The sequence below is a fragment of the Nocardioides sp. genome, assembly GCF_004803405.1.
GTDB classification, from domain to species: Bacteria; Actinomycetota; Actinomycetes; order Propionibacteriales; family Nocardioidaceae; genus Nocardioides; species Nocardioides vastitatis.
The window spans coordinates 19,063-36,044 of the sequence record NZ_SSXI01000180.1 but is presented as its reverse complement, the minus strand read 5'-3'; the positions used below and the strand labels follow the sequence as shown (position 1 = coordinate 36,044).

18 protein-coding genes and 1 riboswitch are annotated in these 16,982 nt (G+C 70.8%); of the genes, 5 read left to right on the top strand and 13 right to left on the bottom strand.

Annotated elements, in window-relative coordinates; all coding sequences use genetic code 11:
* Positions 1-70: 70 nt before the first annotated feature.
* A riboswitch (FMN riboswitch) is annotated at positions 71-199 on the bottom strand.
* 99 nt (positions 200-298) lie between these two features.
* Positions 299-442, top strand: a complete 144-nt coding sequence (locus tag E7Z54_RS23255) for a hypothetical protein (RefSeq protein ID WP_168798303.1) — start codon at positions 299-301, stop codon at positions 440-442.
* Between the two features lie 14 nt (positions 443-456).
* On the opposite strand, the gene E7Z54_RS12680 is transcribed toward E7Z54_RS23255, so the two are convergent.
* Genes E7Z54_RS12680 through E7Z54_RS12665 form a run of 5 tightly spaced genes read right to left on the bottom strand, consistent with a single transcriptional unit; the run spans position 457 to position 5,174 of the window.
* Complete coding sequence (locus E7Z54_RS12680) at positions 457-1,629, bottom strand: lipid-transfer protein (RefSeq protein WP_136434214.1); 1,173 nt, start codon at positions 1,627-1,629, stop codon at positions 457-459.
* Positions 1,626-2,024 carry a MaoC family dehydratase gene (locus tag E7Z54_RS12675; RefSeq protein ID WP_136434212.1) on the bottom strand — a complete coding sequence of 133 codons (399 nt, stop codon included), beginning with the start codon at positions 2,022-2,024 and terminating at the stop codon, positions 1,626-1,628. The genes E7Z54_RS12680 and E7Z54_RS12675 overlap by 4 nt, the downstream gene beginning before the upstream one ends.
* Positions 2,021-2,443 (bottom strand): Zn-ribbon domain-containing OB-fold protein, encoded by a 423-nt coding sequence (locus E7Z54_RS23250; protein WP_168798302.1) that lies wholly within the window; start codon positions 2,441-2,443, stop codon positions 2,021-2,023. The genes E7Z54_RS12675 and E7Z54_RS23250 overlap by 4 nt, the downstream gene beginning before the upstream one ends.
* A complete protein-coding gene (locus tag E7Z54_RS23245) occupies positions 2,440-3,006 on the bottom strand; it encodes an FAS1-like dehydratase domain-containing protein (protein WP_240769659.1) in 567 nt (188 codons plus the stop codon). The genes E7Z54_RS23250 and E7Z54_RS23245 overlap by 4 nt, the downstream gene beginning before the upstream one ends.
* Positions 3,003-5,174 (bottom strand): acyl-CoA dehydrogenase, encoded by a 2,172-nt coding sequence (locus tag E7Z54_RS12665; protein ID WP_136434210.1) that lies wholly within the window; start codon positions 5,172-5,174, stop codon positions 3,003-3,005. The genes E7Z54_RS23245 and E7Z54_RS12665 overlap by 4 nt, the downstream gene beginning before the upstream one ends.
* 74 nt (positions 5,175-5,248) lie before the next feature.
* Here E7Z54_RS12665 and E7Z54_RS12660 point away from each other — a divergent pair, with 74 nt between their 5' ends.
* A complete protein-coding gene (locus tag E7Z54_RS12660; protein WP_136434208.1) occupies positions 5,249-5,590 on the top strand; it encodes a hypothetical protein in 342 nt (113 codons plus the stop codon).
* On the opposite strand, the gene E7Z54_RS12655 is transcribed toward E7Z54_RS12660, so the two are convergent.
* Complete coding sequence (locus tag E7Z54_RS12655; RefSeq protein WP_136434206.1) at positions 5,565-6,971, bottom strand: WS/DGAT/MGAT family O-acyltransferase; 1,407 nt, start codon at positions 6,969-6,971, stop codon at positions 5,565-5,567. The two genes, E7Z54_RS12660 and E7Z54_RS12655, sit on opposite strands and share 26 nt — an antisense overlap.
* An 81-nt stretch (positions 6,972-7,052) precedes the next feature.
* Between E7Z54_RS12655 and E7Z54_RS12650 the strand changes: the two genes are divergently transcribed.
* Positions 7,053-8,330, top strand: a complete 1,278-nt coding sequence (locus tag E7Z54_RS12650; RefSeq protein WP_136434204.1) for an alpha/beta hydrolase — start codon at positions 7,053-7,055, stop codon at positions 8,328-8,330.
* Here the strand turns inward: E7Z54_RS12650 and E7Z54_RS12645 are convergent.
* Positions 8,316-10,361 carry an acyl-CoA dehydrogenase family protein gene (locus E7Z54_RS12645; protein WP_136434202.1) on the bottom strand — a complete coding sequence of 682 codons (2,046 nt, stop codon included), beginning with the start codon at positions 10,359-10,361 and terminating at the stop codon, positions 8,316-8,318. The two genes, E7Z54_RS12650 and E7Z54_RS12645, sit on opposite strands and share 15 nt — an antisense overlap.
* 56 nt (positions 10,362-10,417) lie before the next feature.
* On the opposite strand from E7Z54_RS12645, the gene E7Z54_RS12640 reads away from it, so the two are divergent.
* Complete coding sequence (locus E7Z54_RS12640) at positions 10,418-11,095, top strand: class I SAM-dependent methyltransferase (protein WP_240769658.1); 678 nt, start codon at positions 10,418-10,420, stop codon at positions 11,093-11,095.
* Here E7Z54_RS12640 and E7Z54_RS12635 read toward each other — a convergent pair.
* From E7Z54_RS12635 to E7Z54_RS12625, 3 genes are read right to left on the bottom strand one after another with little or no spacing between them, the layout of a single operon-like run.
* Positions 11,072-12,211, bottom strand: coding sequence for a prenyltransferase (locus E7Z54_RS12635; protein WP_136434200.1), 1,140 nt, complete (start codon positions 12,209-12,211; stop codon positions 11,072-11,074). The two genes, E7Z54_RS12640 and E7Z54_RS12635, sit on opposite strands and share 24 nt — an antisense overlap.
* Positions 12,208-12,927: a class I SAM-dependent methyltransferase gene (locus tag E7Z54_RS12630; RefSeq protein ID WP_136434198.1), complete on the bottom strand. Its 720-nt coding sequence runs from the start codon at positions 12,925-12,927 to the stop codon at positions 12,208-12,210. Before E7Z54_RS12630 ends, E7Z54_RS12635 begins: the two co-directional genes overlap by 4 nt.
* Positions 12,914-14,170, bottom strand: coding sequence for a glycosyltransferase family 4 protein (locus tag E7Z54_RS12625; RefSeq protein WP_136434196.1), 1,257 nt, complete (start codon positions 14,168-14,170; stop codon positions 12,914-12,916). The genes E7Z54_RS12630 and E7Z54_RS12625 overlap by 14 nt, the downstream gene beginning before the upstream one ends.
* A gap of 271 nt (positions 14,171-14,441) precedes the next feature.
* On the opposite strand from E7Z54_RS12625, the gene E7Z54_RS12620 reads away from it, so the two are divergent.
* Positions 14,442-15,053, top strand: a complete 612-nt coding sequence (locus E7Z54_RS12620; protein WP_240769657.1) for a TetR family transcriptional regulator — start codon at positions 14,442-14,444, stop codon at positions 15,051-15,053.
* Positions 15,054-15,055: 2 nt separating this feature from the next.
* Here E7Z54_RS12620 and E7Z54_RS12615 read toward each other — a convergent pair whose 3' ends face one another.
* Genes E7Z54_RS12615 through E7Z54_RS12605 form a run of 3 tightly spaced genes read right to left on the bottom strand, consistent with a single transcriptional unit; the run spans position 15,056 to position 16,981 of the window.
* Positions 15,056-15,826, bottom strand: a complete 771-nt coding sequence (locus E7Z54_RS12615) for an SDR family NAD(P)-dependent oxidoreductase (protein ID WP_136434194.1) — start codon at positions 15,824-15,826, stop codon at positions 15,056-15,058.
* A 13-nt stretch (positions 15,827-15,839) separates the two neighbouring features.
* Positions 15,840-16,781, bottom strand: a complete 942-nt coding sequence (locus E7Z54_RS12610) for a 3-oxoacyl-ACP reductase (RefSeq protein ID WP_240769656.1) — start codon at positions 16,779-16,781, stop codon at positions 15,840-15,842.
* The gene (locus tag E7Z54_RS12605; RefSeq protein WP_206056183.1) at positions 16,781-16,981 is read right to left on the bottom strand and encodes a ferredoxin; all 201 of its coding nucleotides are present in this window, start codon (positions 16,979-16,981) and stop codon (positions 16,781-16,783) included. The genes E7Z54_RS12610 and E7Z54_RS12605 overlap by 1 nt, the downstream gene beginning before the upstream one ends.
* Position 16,982: the final 1 nt, after the last annotated feature.

Below are 16,982 nucleotides of genomic sequence, written 5' to 3'. Positions count from 1 at the left end.
CTCCGGGGTCGTACGGCGGCGGGGATGCGGCGCCGTCGACGTCGAGACGTCGCAGCCGCACCACCGACGCACGCGTGCACTTCCCATCCGGACTTTGACCGTCGGTCCAGGAGTTCCACCTGGTCAACCGCCCCCTTGCGGGGGCGGGTCGCGGACTGTCACCGCCGGTTCGGAGTTTCACCGACCCCAGAGCACGCGAGCTCTTGGTGTCATCTTCGCACAGGGGCCGGGAGGATCCGCTGTGGTACCGCTCACTTTCCGGACAGCCGTCCGGCTCACCCCGGGTTATCGTCGAGAGGTGAGCGCCGCGTGGTTCGCCGTCCCTGCTGGACTGGGCGTGCTGCTGTGGCTTGCGACCGACCAGTTCATCTTCCTCGTCGTCGGCGCGCTGATCGGGGCGGCCCTGGCGTTCGGGTTCCAGGCGAAACGCGGAGGCGAGTGACCCGACCGCCCCCTTCAGGCGGAGAGGATCAGCCCGCTCGTCGGAACGCCCGTGCCGGCGGTGACGAGGACATGGTGCGCGTCGTCCACCGGGTTGACCGAGCTGCCGCGGATCTGGCGGACGCCCTCGGCGATGCCGTTCATGCCGTGGATGTAGGCCTCGCCCAGCTGACCGCCGTGCGTGTTGATCGGGAGGCGGCCGCCGACCTCGATCGCACCGTCCCTGACGAAGTCCTTCGCCTCACCGCGACCGCAGAAGCCGAGCTCCTCCAGCTGCATGAGGACGTACGGCGTGAAGTGGTCGTACAGGATCGCCATCGGCACGTCGTCAGGGGTGAGACCGGACTGCTTCCACAGCTCGCGACCGACCACGCCGATCTCCGGGATCCCGATGTCGTCGCGGTAGTAGGACGTCATCACGAACTGGTCGCGCCCGGACCCCTGCGCGGCCGCGGCGATGTAGGCGGGCTTCTGCGGCAGGTCCGCGGCCCGCTCGGCCGAGACCACCACGATCGCGACCGCCCCATCGGACTCCTGGCAGCAGTCGAGCAGATGCAGCGGGTCGGCGATCATCCGTGACGCCTGGTGCTCCTCGAGCGTGATCGGCCGGCCGAAGAAGAACGCGGCCGGGTTGGTCGCGGCATGCCGGCGGCCGGCCACGGCCACCCGCCCGAAGTCCTCGGACGTGGCGCCGTACTCGTGCATGTACCGGCGGGCCTGCATCGCCACCGTCGCTGCGGGGGTGGAGAGGCCCAGCGGGTAGGTCCACGCGTTGTCCAGGCCGTTGGTGTTGACCTGCGCGGCCGCCCATCTCGACACCTGCCCGAAACGGTCACCGGAGCGCTCGTTGAAGCCTCGGTACGCGACGACCACGTCGGCCACGCCGGTCGCCACCGCCATGGCCGCCTGCTGGATCGTCGCGCAGGCGGCGCCGCCGCCGTAGTTGATCCGGCTGAAGAAGCGCAGCTCGGGGATGCCGAGCTCGCGGGCGACCGCGATCTCGGCGGAGCTGTCCATGGTGAAGGTGGTCAGGCCGTCGACGTCGGCCGGCGTCAGGCCGCAGTCGGCCAGTGCGTGCTGGACCGCCTCGACGGAGAGCTGGAGCTCGGAGCGGCCGGACTCCTTCGAGAACTCGGTCGCCCCGATGCCGACGATGGCGGCCCTGCCTGCCAGCGTGCGCGAGCTCATGCTGCGATCCTCACGGTGCCGATGACGTGGTCGCCCAGCGACACCCTGCCGACCACCTTGATCGTGGCCACCCCGTCGGTGATCTCGGTGACCTCGCCGCCGAAGGTGAGCGTGTCGTAGGGGTAGGCGGGCGCTCCCAGGCGGATCGCGATGCCCTCGATCTGCACCTCCGGGCCTGCCCAGTCGGTGACGAAGCGCTCGCAGAGCGCGGTGGAGGTGAGGATGTTGACGAAGATGTCCTTCGACCCGGCGGCCTGCGCGACGTCCCGGTCGTGGTGCACGTCTTGGAAGTCGCGGGTCGCGATCGCGGTCGAGACGACCAGTGTGGGCGTGATCGGCAGCGTCCACTCGGGGATCCGCTGTCCGACCTCGAGACCGGTGAGTACGCCGCTCATTGACGCTCCCCTTCCGGCCGCCGCCAGATCGGCAGCGTCAGCTCGTCGTCGATCACGTTCCAGTCCACGACCAGCCGCTCCCCGATCCTCAGCCCGTCAGGACCGTCGGCCGGGACCCCGGTCACCTCCGCGACCATCCGGACCCCCTCCTCGAGGTCGAGCAGCGCGATCACCAGCGGCAGCTGCTTGCCCGGCACCTGCGGCGCGCGGTGCACGACGTAGGAGTAGACGGTGCCCTCGCCCTTCGCCACCACCCAGCCGCGGTCCAGGGCGCCGCAGTTCGGACACGCCGGGCCGGGCGGATGGCGGAGCACGCCGCAGGCGTTGCACCGCTGGATGCGCAGCTCGCGGCTGGCCGTGCCCTCGAAGAAGTAGGAGTTGTCGCGGCTGACGACCGGCCGCACGACGTCGGTGCTCATGTGTCCTCCCTGGTGTCGCGACGGTCGCCGGGGCGATCTCCGGGATCGGAGGCCGGGACGAACTTGAGCACCCGGAACAGCATGGTGGCGACCCGCTCGGACGTCCCGTCGTCGTGCTCGACGTACCAGGTGCTGCGCGAGGTGACGAAGTAGCCGACACCCATGGCGGTCGCCTTGGGGCCGACCACGGAGTCGAGGGCGGTGGTGACCCGAAGCTGCTCCCCCACCCTCAGGTAGCGCTCGTAGGTCTGCTCGCAGTTGGTGCCGAGCACGGCCGTGAAGCCGGCATCGGTCAGCACGGTCATCATCGTATGCAGCGGGTCGTCCTCGCTGGGCCTGCCGCCGAGGCCGTACATCGTCCAGACCTGCGCCATCGACGGCGGCGCCTCACCGGCGGTGAACCGCGGGCTGTCGAGGCCGATCGCCTCGAGCCAGTTGTTGATCGTCGGCTGGTTGACCGGGTCGCGCGCGAACCGCTCGGCGGCCTCGCCCCACGACTTGATGCGCTCGGCCTCGGCCATGACCTTCTCGTGGACGGCGGGGTCCACCAGCTCCTCGCTCACCGGGGCACCCTCGGCAGGCCCAGGCCGAACATCGAGATCAGCTCGCGCTGCACCTCCTGGACGCCGCCACCGAAGGTGAGCACCAGGTTCCGCTTGGACTGGGCGTCGAGATAGTCGAGCAGCCTCCTGGTCTCCGGTTCCCCGGGGTCGCCGTGGCGGTGCACCAGGGAGATCAGGTCGGCCAGCAGGTGCTGCACCTGGTCGGCCGCGAAGACCTTCGAGGAGGACGCGTCCGCAACCTCGAGCTCACCCGACGCGGCGGCGTGCGCGACCTCCCAGTTGAGGAGCTCGTTGATCCGGAACACCGCCGTGGCCTTGCCGATCAGGTCGGCCACGTCGGGCTCGGCGCGTACGCCGGCGCGGTCGGCCCACCGGATCACCCGGTCCCGCAGGCCCTCGATCCGGCCGGCGGGGCCGAGCATCACCCGCTCGTGGTTGAGCTGGGTCGTGATCAGCTTCCAGCCCTCGTTCTCCTCCCCCACGAGCATGTCGACGGGCACCCGCACGTCGTTGTAGTAGGTCGCGTTCACGTGGTGCGACCCGTCGGCCGTGATGATCGGCGTCCAGCTGTAGCCCGGATCGGAGGTGTCGACGATCAGGATCGAGATGCCCTTGTGCTTCGGGGCGTCCGGGTCGGTGCGGCAGGCGAGCCAGATGTAGTCGGCCTGGTGGCCACCGGTGGTCCAGAGCTTCTGGCCGTTGACCACGTAGTGGTCCCCGTCCCGCCGCGCGACGGTCCGCAGCGATGCGAGGTCGGTGCCGGCGTCCGGCTCGCTGTAGCCGATCGCGAAGTGGACCTCGCCCGCGAGGATCCTGGGCAGGAACATCTGCTTCTGCTTCTCGGTGCCGTAGCGGATCAGCGTCGGCCCGACGGTCTGCAGCGTCACTGCGGGCAGGTGCACGTCGTGGTACTGCGCCTCGTTGCCGAAGATGGTCTGCTCGACCTCGCCGAGTCCGTGGCCGCCGTACTCCTTCGGCCAGCCGACGCCCATCCAGCCGTCGTCACCGAGCTGCTTGATGAGCTTCTGGTACGACGGCCCGTGGCGGTCCCACGTGCCCTCGACCACGCCGGGGTCGGCCGGCTCGTCGTGCACGCGGCTGCCGAAGTAGCTGCGCAGCTCGGCTTTGAGTGCCCGCTGCTCCACGGTGAGCTCGAGGTTCTTGGTCGCGGGGTCCTCGACCGGGACCTGCGCAGCACTGGTGTCGCAGGCATGGGCGAGGTCGGTGCCCCAGGTCGTGTAGCCGACCAGGGGGTAGGTGATATCGACCCCCATGCCGCCGTGCAGGTGGTGGCAGGTCCGGAAGGCGTGCGGCGCCACCTGGCTCACCCAGTAGCCCGCGACCCGCAGGTCGTCGTCGGCCGGGAGAGCCTGGGCGACCCGCCACACCGCGTTGTCGGCGGCCAGGTCGAGGGTGCGTGAGGCGACGTAGACGTCGGCCATCTGCAGCGAGACGGCCTGGAACTCGGCCAGCGAGCGTCCGAACTGGGTGCGCCCCTTGACGTACTCGGCCGTCAGGTCGCGGGCTCCGGCCAGCACGCCGGCCGCCGTGGTGGCCAGGCCGGCCCGGGCGAGATCGGCGAGTCGGTCGGCAGCCCCCTCCTCGAGCAGCTCCGCCGGAGCGCCGTCGAGGACCACGGTGTGCTGCGGCGTGCCGCTGGACGCACTGGCCGCGTGGAGCGTGACCCCCGGTCCGTTCGGGTCGACCAGGGCGACGACCTCGCTCTCGCCGTCGAGGGCGGTGACCAGCAGCCGGGTGGCGGACTCCGCGTAGGTGACGCCGACCTTGCGGCCGGTCACCGCGCCGTTCGTGACGGTGGTCCGGATCGGGCCGGTGCCGGGCTCGCGCATCGCCGGCGTGAGCAGCACCTCGCCGGAGACGACACCGGGCAGCAGCTCCTTGCGCTGGGTCTCGGTGCCGTGCGCCGCCAGCGTGAGCGCGCCGCAGCACAGCGTCTCCCATGCCGGGACCTGCACGGCCCGCCGTCCCGACTCCCGCAGCAGCACGGCTACCTCGGGCAGCCCGAGCCCGTCGCCGCCGTACTCCTCGGGGACCGGGAGGGAGGTCAGCCCAGCCGCCGCCCAGGCGGCCCACTCGCCCGCGTCCGACTCCCGGCCCAGCACCTCGCCGACGACGGCGCGGACTGCGTTGATCGCCTCAGCATCCACGGTCCAAACTGTAACGTGTTCTAGTCTGAGGCGCACCGTCCATCCGCCAGCCGCATGGTGACGAAGTGTTCGTGATGACTCAGGACACCCAGCTCCGCCTTCGCGCCCACGTCGACCGACTGGCGGACGACCACCCGCCACTCCGCCTGGCCGACGCGGACTTCACGATGCGCGACCCGCGGGCGCTCGACCGGCGATTCGGCCGCGTTCTCGATTACATGGCGCGGGTGGAGCTCGGGGTCGACCGCACCATGCTCGAGCTGACGACCATGCTCCCGGATCCCCCGGAGGTCGACCGCCGCTTCTACGCCGACGCCTGGCGGCCGCCGGAGATCCAGCACGGGGTGATCCTGGACCGGCTCCAGATCCTCGCCGAGGAGCGGTCGCGCGTCACCGGCCCGCCACGGCATCCTTGAGCCGCTCCAGCTCGGCCGGGAAGTGCCGCGCCAACGCGTCGGTGTCGGGCATCGACTCGCGGCACGCGATCACGCCCACATGGACCTTGCCGTCGTTCGACATCACGGTGATGTTGAGGCCGGCTCCATGGAACACCGGGCCCAGCGGACACAGCACGTCGATCCGGGCTCCCACGAAGTAGAGCGGGATCGGCGGGCCGGGGACGTTGGAGATGACCAGGTTGTGCACGACCGGGTGCTTCTCGGCGAGCCGGAGGTTGGCGTAGGTCCGCACCGCGAGGCCGAAGGTCCGGGGCGCGGCGAACTCCGCCCAGTCCTGCAGCGCGTCGGCACTGATCGCGTTGTGGTGCTCCTTGGCGTGCCTGTTGCGCTCGGCGAGCATGGCCAGCCTCTCGACCGGGTCCTCGACGTCGGTACCCAGCTTCGTGAACAGCGCCGAGATCTTGTTGGCGCCGCTGGACCGCTTCGAGCTGTCTCGCACACTCACCGGGACCGTTGCCAGCAGGGACGTCTCCGGCAGCTCGTCCCGCTCCTCGAGGTAGGCGCGCAGCGCACCCCCGGCGACGGTCAGCACCACGTCGTTGACGGTCGCGCCGGTCGCCTGCTTGACCTCGCGGATGTCGCCGAGCGGCAGGTCGACGATCGCGATCGAGCGGTGCCCGGTGATGGTGCCGTTGAAGGAGGTGCGAGGCGCCGAGAAGGGTGCGGCCATCGCCGTACCCTGCCGCGCGCGGCCGATCGTCTTGGTCACCAGCTCGGCAGACGGCTTGAGCATCTTGGCGAGGGCGAGCGGCCTGGTCGCCGTGCCGGCGACGGCGCGGCCGAGCAGCTCGCCCTTGCCCGGGTCGCGGGGGTGACGGAGCGACGGGTCGGGTACGAGCGGCGGCGCCTCCGGCTCGATCGAGCACAGGTGCGAGAGCAGGTTGGCGCCCGAGACGCCGTCGACCGTCGCGTGGTGCATCTTGGCGAACACCACGACCCGCTCGTCGCCCTCCTCGGTCCGGTAGCCCTCGATCACCCACATCTCCCACAGCGGGCGCGAACGGTCCAGCGGCAGCGAGGCGAGGTGCGCGCACAGGTCCATCAGCTCGCGGTAGCCACCCGGGCTCGGCACGGCGAGCCGGTGCACATGACGCTCGATGTCGAAGTTCTGGTCCCACACCCAGACCGGGTGGTCGAGGCCGAGCGGCACCGCCCGGATCTTGCGGGTGAACTCGGGCACGTCGTGGACACGCTCGTCGATGGCGGCCTGGAGCCGGTCGAAGGTGTAGGGCTCCGGCATCGTGCTCGGGTCGAGGACGATCACCCCGCACACGTGCATGAGCTGCGAGGGCGTCTCCAGATAGAGGAAGCTCGCGTCCAGTCCCGACAGTCGATCCATGCCCAGCTCCCGTCTCGACGCCCCATGGCGAACATAGAACACGTATCAGTTCCGGACAACGAGCCGGATAAGGTTCTGGTCATGGGGTTCGTACGGCGACAGGTGGTCACCGCGGCACTGACGGCCAACGCGATCCGTCCGATCCCCGGCGCCGGCGCCGGCATCCCCGCGTTCTTCGCGGGCTGGGTCACCGGCGAGCTCGCCCCGCACGTCCTCGGCTTGACCGCTGCCGACGCGGCGGCCAACGCGTTCGGGCCGCGCCGCGATCCGCGGGGGCTGGTGCTCGCCGGGCTCTCCGCCGCCGGTCTGGTCTACCTGGTCAGGCAGAGCAGGAAGGCCGTCGAGCACGCAGAGGATGCACTCGTCGAGGGCCTCGGCGTCGACTACGTCGAGCAGCTCGACGCCAAGCCCTCCCCGGCGGACCGCGCGATCCCCTGGGGGCGGATCGCGAACCCCTTCGCGTTCGGCCGCGCGGCGCGCAAGGCCGGGGTCGAGGTGCACAAGAACATCCGGTTCGCGCCGTACGGCCGACGGGGACTGCTCGACGTCTACACCTCGGAGGTCACGCCCGCGAAGGGGGCGCCGGTCCTGCTGCAGGTGCATGGCGGAGGGTGGACGATCGGGAACAAGGACCAGCAGGGGCTCCCGCTGATGCAGCACATGGCTGCGCGAGGCTGGGTCTGCGTGGCGCCGAACTACCGGCTCGCGCCTCGCGACCCCTGGCCCGCCCAGATCGTCGACGTGAAGGCCGCGATCGCGTGGATCAAGGACAATATCGCGGAGTACGGCGGGGACCCGGAGTACGTCGCCATCACCGGGGGCTCGGCCGGCGGGCACCTGACGGCGCTGGCCGCGGTGACGCCCAACGCCCCCGAGTACCAGCCGGGCTTCGAGAGCGCCGACACCTCGGTGCAGGCCGCGGTTCCCTACTACGGGATCTACGACCTCGCCGGGGCCAGCGGCCTGAAGTCCGCGCTCGTGCTGCGGGACCGGTTCCTGTCCGGCTGGGTGATCAAGGAGCGCTTCGAGGACCACCCGGAGATCTACGAGCTGGCCTCGCCGCTGCTGCGGGTGACCCCTGACGACCCGGACTTCTTCATCATTCACGGCTCGCGCGACACCCTGGTCGACCCCAGGCAGGCGCGTGCCTTCGCCGAGGCGCTGCGGGCCACATCCAAGCGGACGGTCGTCTACGCCGAGCTCCCCGGAGCCCAGCACGCCTTCGACGTCTTCCCCTCGATCCGCTCCCAGCACCTGGTGCGGGCGACCGAGCGGTTCCTGACCTGGCACTGGAACACCTGGCGCCGCGAGCGCGCCGGCGAGCTGACCGACCGCGCCGGCGGCCTAGGAACGCGGTAGTCCCAGGATCCGCTCGCCTGCGACGTTGCGCAGGATCTGGGTGGTGCCACCGGCGATCGAGAGGCAGCGGGTGTTGAGCGCCTCCCAGACGTCCGCGGCGACCGGGTCGCCGTCGCGCTCGAGCTCGCCGAGCACCGCGATGCCGTCCCCCTGCAGCTGGAGAGCCAGCTCCGAGGAGTCCTGACGGCTGCGGACGCCGAGCAGCTTGGCGACGCTCGACTCGGCGCCCGGCCCGTGGCCGGCGAGTGCCCGCAGCGTGGTCCGGACGCCGAGCAGGCCGCAGACCGTCGCCAGGGCCACCTGGTGGCCGATCCTGTTGCGCTCGACGGCGCCCAGCTCGCGCTCCGTTGCGATCTGCACGATGCGCTCGACGCTCTTGGTGAGCCGAGCGCTGGCCATCGCCACCCGCTCGTTGGCGAGGGTCGTGCGGGCGAGCCTCCAGCCGTCGCCCGGCGCTGCCACGACGTTCTCGTCGGGCACGAAGACCGCGTCGAGGAACACCTCGTTGAACAGCGCCTCGCCGGTGATCTCGCGCAGCGGCCGTACTTCTATCCCGGGCGACCTCATGTCGACCAGGAAGTAGGTGATGCCCTTGTGTGGCGGGGCGTCGGGATCGGTGCGAGCCAGGCAGATCCCCCAGTCGGCCCGCTCGGCGACGCTGGTCCACACCTTCTGTCCCGAGATCGACCAGCCGGCGCGTCCTGCCGGGTCGGTGGCGGGCTCGACCCGGATCGCCTTCGTCCGGAGTGACGCCAGGTCCGAGCCGGAGCCGGGCTCGGAGAACAGCTGGCACCAGACCAGCTCACCCATCAGCGAGGGCCGCACGAATCGCGCGCACTGCTCCTCGGTGCCGTGAGCGAGGATCGTCGGCAGCGCCCAGCCTGCGATCACGAGGTCGGGACGATCCACTCCGGCCCGCGCGAGCTCCTGGTCGATCACGATCTGGAGGGTCGGATCGGCTGCCAGGCCGTACGGCTTCGGCCAGTGCGGGGTCAGGAAGCCGGTCTCGACGAGTGCCGCGCGCCGCTCTTCCGGGGGCAGTGCCGCGATCGCGTCGGCGGTCGCGGCGACCTCCGGCCGGATCGCCTCGTCACGGCCGCCGAGGTCGACGTCGACCCGGCGTCGTACCCCGGCGACGGCGGCAGCCGTGAGCCGCTCCGCCGCGGCGTCGGACGGGCCCACCAGTGCCCGGAGCGAGTGAGCCCGACGGAGATAGAGGTGGGCGTCGTGCTCGAAGGTGAAGCCGATGCCGCCCAGCACCTGGATGCAGCCCTTGGCGACCTCGACCGCTCCGTCGAAGCAGATCAGGTGGGCCACGTCGGCGGCGAACGCCCACTGCGCCGGATCCTCCCCGTCCGCACAGGCGGCAGCGTCCCACGCGGCGGCGGTGACCGCCTCGACCGTCTCCAGCATCTCGGCGCAGAGGTGCTTGATCGCCTGGAAGGACCCGATCTTCTTGCCGAACTGCTCGCGCACCTTCGCGTACTCGACCGCCGTCTCCAGGCACCAGCGCGCCACGCCGGCCGACTCGGCGGCCGCCAGCGTCACCGCGACGCGACGACGCCGGTCGTCGACCGCGGAGCCGGGAACACCGGTCGCGGCGGCGTGACGGGCGGTCAGGTCCAGGCCCGCCGACGGCGAGACGTCGCCGCCGTCGAGCAGAAGGGCCTCCGCGGCGGTGCCGCCGTCCCACACGACCCCCGCGGGGTGCACCTGCACGCCGTACCGACCCGGACGACCCGTGAGGATGCTCCCGATCGCAGCCCCGAGCAGCCCACCGGGCAGCAGTTCGTGGGCGCAGGCCTCGAGCGCGACGGCCTGGTCGAGGACCGTGCCGCCGCCACCCCCTGCCGACTCGGGTACGGCGATCGCCGCGATACCCATCTCCTCGGCGGCCGCCCAGACCTCGTCGAAGGTGGCGCCTGGGTCGTGCTCGGCCTCGCGCGCGGCCTCGATGCCGCCGAGGCTCGCCGCCCGCTTGCGCAAGCTTCCGGCCAGCTCGACCTGCTCGTCGCTGATTGCGATGGACATGCTGCTCCTTGGCGCGCCAGAACTAGAACGTGTTCCACTCTACTAGAGTCCAGCGCGTGAACGACGCCATACCCGCAGACCTCCTCATGCACGCCCGCAGCGCGAAGGGGTTCATGCCGGAGGACGAGGGCGACCTGCTCTACCGCGTCGCGCGCGATCGGCTGCGGTTCGGACCAGCGCTCGAGGTCGGGACCTACTGCGGGAGGTCCGGCATCTACCTCGGGGCCGCCGCCCGCGAGGTCAGCGAGGCGAGCGGCGATCTCGCAGTCGCCTTCACCGTCGACCATCACCGCGGCTCGGAGGAGAACCAGTCGGGCTGGGAGCACCACGACGCGTCCCTCGTCGACGACGAGTTCGGCCGGATGGACACGCTTCCCGTCTTCCGCAGGACGATCGCCCGGGCGGGGCTCGAGGACCACGTGATCGCGGTCGTCGGGCGCTCCACCACGGTCGCCGCCCACTGGCGGACTCCGCTGTCGCTGCTGTTCATCGACGGCGGCCACGGGGAGCAGCCCGCACGCGACGACTTCCTCGGCTGGTCGCGGTGGGTCGCGGCGGGCGGCTATCTCGCCATCCACGACGTGTTCCCCGACCCGGCCGACGGCGGACGGCCGCCGTACGAGCAGATCTATCTGCCGGCGCTCGCCAGTGGTCAGTTCACCGAGGTCGACGCCGTCGGCTCGATGCGGGTCCTGGCGCGGACCTCGGGATCAGCGGGCGACCCGGTCGCCTGAGGGGCACTCGCACTCGAGCGCGATCTCGTCGAAGTGCGGCGCCAGGGAGGTGCCGCGCATGATCCCCGAGCCCGGCGTCGCGTGACCGTAGGTCTCCCCCAGGGCGTCGACGGCGAGCAGCACCGCGGCAGCGGTGTACGTCGTGTGCTCGACCGGCCAGTGCACGTCCCGCGGCTCGCCCTCGGCGCGGCGTCTCGGGTCGTCGTAGACCCAGCCGGTCCAGTAGCGGCCGTCCTCCTCACGGAGGTGCTGCATGTCGGCGAGCAGGCTGCGGGCTCGGCGTGGGTCCCCCACGACGTCCAGGGCCATCGCGAGCTCACAGGTCTCGGCGCCGGTGACCCATGGGTTGGTGTCGACGCAGTGGATGCCCAGCCCCGGCACGACGAAGTCGTCCCACCGGCTCTCGAGCAGCTCACGCCCCGCCTCGCCGCGGACGGCACCACCGAGAACCGGGTAGTACCAGTCCATGGAGTAGGTCGACTTGTCGGCGAACAGGTCCCGGTGCGCGCGGACCGCGTGGCCGAGCCGGCCACCCGCGAGCTCCCACTCCGGCTGGGGGTCGTCCATCAGGTCTGCGAGCGCCACGCCGGCACGCAGCGAGTGGTAGATGCTCGAGTTGCCGGTGAGCAGGCAGAACTCGTCCACGGGCGTCCACTGGATGCCACCGAACGACTGCTGGAGCGAGACCACGAAGTCGAGGCCGGCCCGAACCGACGGCCAGAAGCGCTCGATGAAGCGGATGTCGCGGCGGACCAGCCAGTGGTGCCACAGCCCGACCGCGAAGTACGCGGACATGTTGACCTCGCCGCGCTCGTCGTCCGCCTTGCCGCCGACGATCTTCATCGGCCACGATCCGTCGGCACGCTGCATCGTGGGCACCCACGCGTAGGCGCGCTCGGCCGCCTCGACCTGGCCGCCGACGAGCATCGCCATCGCCGCCTCGACGTGGTTCCAGATGTCGACGTGCTCCCCGGACGTCCACGGCACCGCACCCCAGGGCTCCTGCATCGCCGCGATCGCGGCGGCGGTGTCGGCCACCTGGGCGGCGTTCAACACCCCGTCGACGTACGGCAGGCGGCTGAGCGAGACCTCGGACGGCGAGCCGGCCTCCGTCATGCCGTCTCCGGCTTGTGGAAGTACAGCACCATGCTCTTGCCGATCAGCGGGTCGAGCACCTTGCCGGCCAGCCGGAGGACGGTCGGCTGCTTCATGATCTCCCAGACCAGCAGCTTGTGGTATCCCTTGGCCAGCGGGTGCTCGTCGTTGTCGACGCCCACCGCGCACTTGATCCACCAGTACGGCGAGTGCAGGCCGTGGGCGTAGTCGACGCCGACGAACTCCAGGCCCCGCTTCGTGACCTTGTCGACCAGCTCTTCCTTCGTGTAGATCCGGATGTGGCCGCCCTCGACGTTGTGGTAGTCCACGGAGAGCTTCCAGTTCACGACCTCGGGGAACCAGCGCGGGACCGACACGGCCAGCGTCCCGCCCGGCCGCAGGACGCGGACGAGCTCCTCGATGGCCTGGATATCCGCCGGGATGTGCTCGAGCACCTCCGCCGCCACGATCCGGTCGAACTCGCCGTCTCCGAAGGGCAGCGCGAGGGCGTCGCCCTGCTTGACGTCGGCCTCCGCACCCACGGGCACCTCGCCCGCCTGCTCCATCGCGACGAAGAGGTCCTTCACGTGGGACAGCTCGTCGGCATCCATGTCGAAGGCGATCACGTCCGCGCCGCGGCGGTACATCTCGAAGCTGTGGCGACCGGCCCCCGCGCCCATGTCGAGGACCCGGTCGCCGGGCTCGAGGCCCAGCCGGTCGAAGTCAACGGTCAGCATCTGCTTGCTCCTTCTCGAAGTCCTCGATGACCTTCTCGTACGCCTCGGCGACCTTCACGGCCACCGCCCGCCAGCTGAACTGCTCATCGACGCGCTTGCGACCGGCCGCACCCATCCGGGCGCGGCGCTCGGGGTCGTCGAGCATCCGCTCGAGTGCCAGCAGCAGCTCGCCCACGTCACCGGGCGTGACCAGGTCGGCGCACTCGCCGTCCTCGCCGACGACCTCCGGGATCGCGCCCGCGCGGGAGACGATCAGCGGTGTCGCGCAGGCCATCATCTCCGCGGTGGGCAGCGAGAACCCCTCGTAGAGGGACGGCACGCAGGCCACCTCGGCGGAGCCCATCAGCTGCACGAGCTCCTCGTCGGTGAGCCCGTGTGCGAAACGCACCGCGTCGCCGATCCCGAGCTTCTCGATGAGCTTCTCGGTGCGGCCCCCGGCGGCGGGACGGGTGACCAGGACCAGCTCGACGTCGCGTTCGGTGCGGAGCTTGGCGAACGCCTCCAGGAGCGTCGCGATGCCCTTCATGGGCGCGTCCGCGCTCGCCATGGCCATGATCCGGCCCGGCACACGAGGCTTGGTCGGCGGGACGAAGGAGTCGTCGACGCCGAGCAGGATCACCTGCATCCTTCCCGGGTCGACGCCGAAGTCGCGCGCGATGTCGCGCTTGGACGCCTCGGACGGGGTCAGGATCCAGCGGGCCCGCTTGGCGACGTAGGCCTGCATCCGGAGGAAGCCGTACCACCGGCGCAGGGTGATCTTGCGCCACGGGTTCCGGGTCTGTGCCAGCTCGATCCGCCGGTCGAAGGTGATCGGGTGGTGGATCGTGGTGATCATCGGGATGCCGGCGGCCCGCTCCACGTCGAGCATCCCGTGCGCGAGCACCTGGTTGTCGTGGGCGATGTCGAAGTCGCTCCCGCGCTCGGCGAGGATCCTGGCCACCCGCTTCGCGAACGTCCGCGGCTCCGGGAACCCGGCGGTGCACATGATGGCGAATTCCTGGACGTCGACCAGGTCGCGGAACTCCCTCAGCTTCGGCACCCGGAAGGGGTCCGGCTCGCGGTAGAGGTCCAGGCTCGGCACCTTGGTGAGCGCCACGCCCTCGTCGAGCTCGGGATAGGGCTGGCCGGAGAACACCTCGACGGTGTGTCCCAGCCGGGTGAGCTCGCGGCTCAGGTGCCGCAGGTAGACCCCTTGTCCACCGACATGGGTCTTGCTGCGGTATGACAGCATCGCGATCCGCATTTCGAAACTTCCTCCCCTGGGCGCTTGGCTCATGGCCGCTGAGTCACGGCGCCGAGCTCCCAGGAGCAGGGCCGAAACAAACTGGAACGTGTTTCTAATTATGCGCTACGTGCCAGTAGCCTATCCGTGCGGGTCCTTCCGGAGCCCGGGCGCGCAACGCCCGGACACCGTGCGGACCCGCGGAAACCATAGGATTCCCGGCTCGGGTGCGCATTCCAGCGACGTGACGCACACTCCGCCGTGATCTGCGCACGGAGACACAGGAGAGACTGTGACGATCGCGAACACGCCGACGTCCGAGGACATGGGCTCGGCCGCACAGCGGGACCGCCGCAAGCGGATCCTCGACGCGACCTACGACCTCGCCAAGGAGGGCGGCTTCGAAGCCGTCCAGATGCGGGCCGTCGCCGAGCAGGCCGACGTCGCCCTCGGCACGCTCTACCGCTACTTCCCCTCGAAGATCCACCTGCTCGTGTCCGCACTGGGCCGCCAGTTCGACGAGGCGGCCAGACGGCTCCATGAGCGCGAGATCCCCGGTGAGACCCAGGCCGACCGCGTCCTCTACGTGCTCAAGCGGATGGCGCGGGGCATGCAGGGCGATGCCAAGCTCACCGAGGCGCTCACCCGCGCGTTCATGTTCGCGGACAGCAGCGTCGCGAAGGAGATCCACGTCGTGGGCATGGCGATGACCTCCATCGTCACCCACGCCATGCACGGGGGCGTGCCCGACGAGGCGGAGATCACCGAGCACGACGTGGCCGTCGCGCGCGTCATCGGCGACGTGTGGCTCTCCGCGCTGGTCGCCTGGGTGACCGGCCGGTCCACGGCTGCCGAGACCGCGCAGCACATGGAGACCGCCGTCCACCTGATCCTTCGCGACTGACCTCACCCGCCGAAGGCGTGGGTCGAGGTCACGCCACCGTCGACCGCGATCTCCGCGCCGTTGATGTACGACGACTCGTCGCTGCCCAGGAACACGTAGACCGGAGCGATGTCCTCCGGGTGGCCGACCCTGCCGAGCGGCACCTTGCTGGCGCCGAACTCCATCGCGACGTCGCCGCCGTGCACGCGGGTCATCGGGGTGTCGATCATGCCGGGATGCACGGAGTTGACCCGGATCTGCTGCGGGCCCAGCTCCATCGCCGCGCACTTGGTCATGCCGCGGATCGCCCACTTGGTGGCGGCGTAAGCGGTGCAGGACGCCATGCCCGCCAGTCCCTCGACCGACGATGCGTTGATGATCGAGCCGCCGCCGTTCGCCTTCATGGTCGGCACCACCGCCTGCATGCCGAGGAAGCAGCCGAGCTGGTTCACCCGCCACAGCAGCTCGACCTCTTCGGCCGGCATCGACTCGATCGCGCCGAAGCGCAGGATGCCCGCGTTGTTGGCGAGGATGCCGACCGGACCGAACCGGGTGCCGGTGTCCTCCACCAGCGTCGCCCAGGACGCCGCGTCGCTGACGTCGTGGTGCACGAAGTGCACGAGCCCGGGGCCGAAATCGGCGGTGAGCTCGTCCTGGAGGGCCTGGCCGGCCTCCTTCGCCACGTCGGCGACGACCACCCGGGCGCCCTCGGCGACGTACGCGCGGGCGATGCCGGCGCCCTGCCCCTGGGCGCCGCCGGTGACGATCGCGACCTTGTTGTCCAGACGTCCCATTGCTGTCCTGCTCCTAAGCCTTCAACTGCATGATGGAGTCGGCGGCGAAGCCGACGTTCGGGTCGCGGTCGGCGAAGAACCCACCGAGCTGCTTGTCCAGGTCGTCCGGGGTCCAGAGGTCGCCCGACGCGTCGAACCGCTGCTCCACGACGGGTGCGGCCACCACGGCGACCATGCCGCCGTACACGACGAGCACCTGGCCGGTGATCCGCTCGGCGGCCGGCGACGCGAGGTAGGCGACGAGCGGCGCGACGTGGTCCGGTGAGTACGGGTCGACCCCGTCGGCCGGGCCGTCCTCGCCGAAGACCCCCGCGGTCATCGCGGTGCGGGCACGAGGGCAGATCGCGTTGGCCCGGACGCCGATCCTCGCCATGCCGCGGGCGGTCGAGAGGGTCAGCGCGGCGATGCCGGCCTTGGCCGCGGCGTAGTTCGCCTGCCCCGGCGAGCCGCTGAGGAACGCCTCGGACGCGGTGTTCACGACGCTGCCGTAGACGGTCCCGGTCTCGCTCTGCTTGGCCTTCTGCCGCCAGTACGACGCCGCGTTCCGTGAGAGCAGGAAGTGCCCGCGCAGGTGGACCGCGATCACCGCGTCCCACTCCTCGTCGGACAGGTTGAACAGCATCCGGTCTCGGGTCATGCCCGCGTTGTTCACGACGATGTCGAGTCCGCCGAAGCCGTCGACCGCGGCCGCGACCATCGCGTCGGCCGTGGACCGCTCGCTGACGTCGCCTGCGACGACGGTGGCCCTCCCGCCGAGCGACCGGATCTCCTCGGCGGCATCGTCACCGGCACCCGGCAGGTCGTTGATGACCACGCGAGCGCCCGCCCGTGCCAGCGCCACCGCCTCGGCGCGGCCGAGACCGGCGCCGGCCCCGGTCACGATCGCGACCCTGCCGTCCAGACTCGTGTCCCGCGGACTGTGGTCGGGCATCTCGCTCCCCTGCGGGCTCGCCATCACTCGTCGTCCTCCACCAGCGAGATCGCGGCGCGCGGGCAGGCGGCCACGGCGCGCTTGACGTTCTCGATGTTCTCGTCGGTCGTCTGCTCGGTGTGCAGCTGCAGGAAGTCGTCGTCGTCGAGCTCGAAAACCTCGGGCGCCATCGCCTCACAGAGCCCGTTGGACTCGCACAGGTCGAAGTCCACCTTGATCTTCATG

Bases quoted from the DNA above. Each gene is read 5' to 3' on its own strand.
- E7Z54_RS12655 (WP_136434206.1), bottom strand. From the start codon at position 6,971: ATGGATCGACTGTCGGGACTGGACGCGAGCTTCCTCTATCTGGAGACG.
- E7Z54_RS12610 (WP_240769656.1), bottom strand. From the start codon at position 16,781: ATGGCGAGCCCGCAGGGGAGCGAGATGCCCGACCACAGTCCGCGGGAC.
- E7Z54_RS12650 (WP_136434204.1), top strand. From the start codon at position 7,053: ATGGGGTTCGTACGGCGACAGGTGGTCACCGCGGCACTGACGGCCAAC.
- E7Z54_RS12625 (WP_136434196.1), bottom strand. From the start codon at position 14,170: ATGCGGATCGCGATGCTGTCATACCGCAGCAAGACCCATGTCGGTGGA.
- E7Z54_RS12675 (WP_136434212.1), bottom strand. From the start codon at position 2,024: ATGAGCGGCGTACTCACCGGTCTCGAGGTCGGACAGCGGATCCCCGAG.
- E7Z54_RS12635 (WP_136434200.1), bottom strand. From the start codon at position 12,211: ATGACGGAGGCCGGCTCGCCGTCCGAGGTCTCGCTCAGCCGCCTGCCG.
- E7Z54_RS12630 (WP_136434198.1), bottom strand. From the start codon at position 12,927: ATGCTGACCGTTGACTTCGACCGGCTGGGCCTCGAGCCCGGCGACCGG.
- E7Z54_RS12680 (WP_136434214.1), bottom strand. From the start codon at position 1,629: ATGAGCTCGCGCACGCTGGCAGGCAGGGCCGCCATCGTCGGCATCGGG.
- E7Z54_RS12645 (WP_136434202.1), bottom strand. From the start codon at position 10,361: ATGTCCATCGCAATCAGCGACGAGCAGGTCGAGCTGGCCGGAAGCTTG.
- E7Z54_RS23250 (WP_168798302.1), bottom strand. From the start codon at position 2,443: ATGAGCACCGACGTCGTGCGGCCGGTCGTCAGCCGCGACAACTCCTAC.
- E7Z54_RS12605 (WP_206056183.1), bottom strand. From the start codon at position 16,981: ATGAAGATCAAGGTGGACTTCGACCTGTGCGAGTCCAACGGGCTCTGT.
- E7Z54_RS12615 (WP_136434194.1), bottom strand. From the start codon at position 15,826: ATGGGACGTCTGGACAACAAGGTCGCGATCGTCACCGGCGGCGCCCAG.
- E7Z54_RS12660 (WP_136434208.1), top strand. From the start codon at position 5,249: ATGACTCAGGACACCCAGCTCCGCCTTCGCGCCCACGTCGACCGACTG.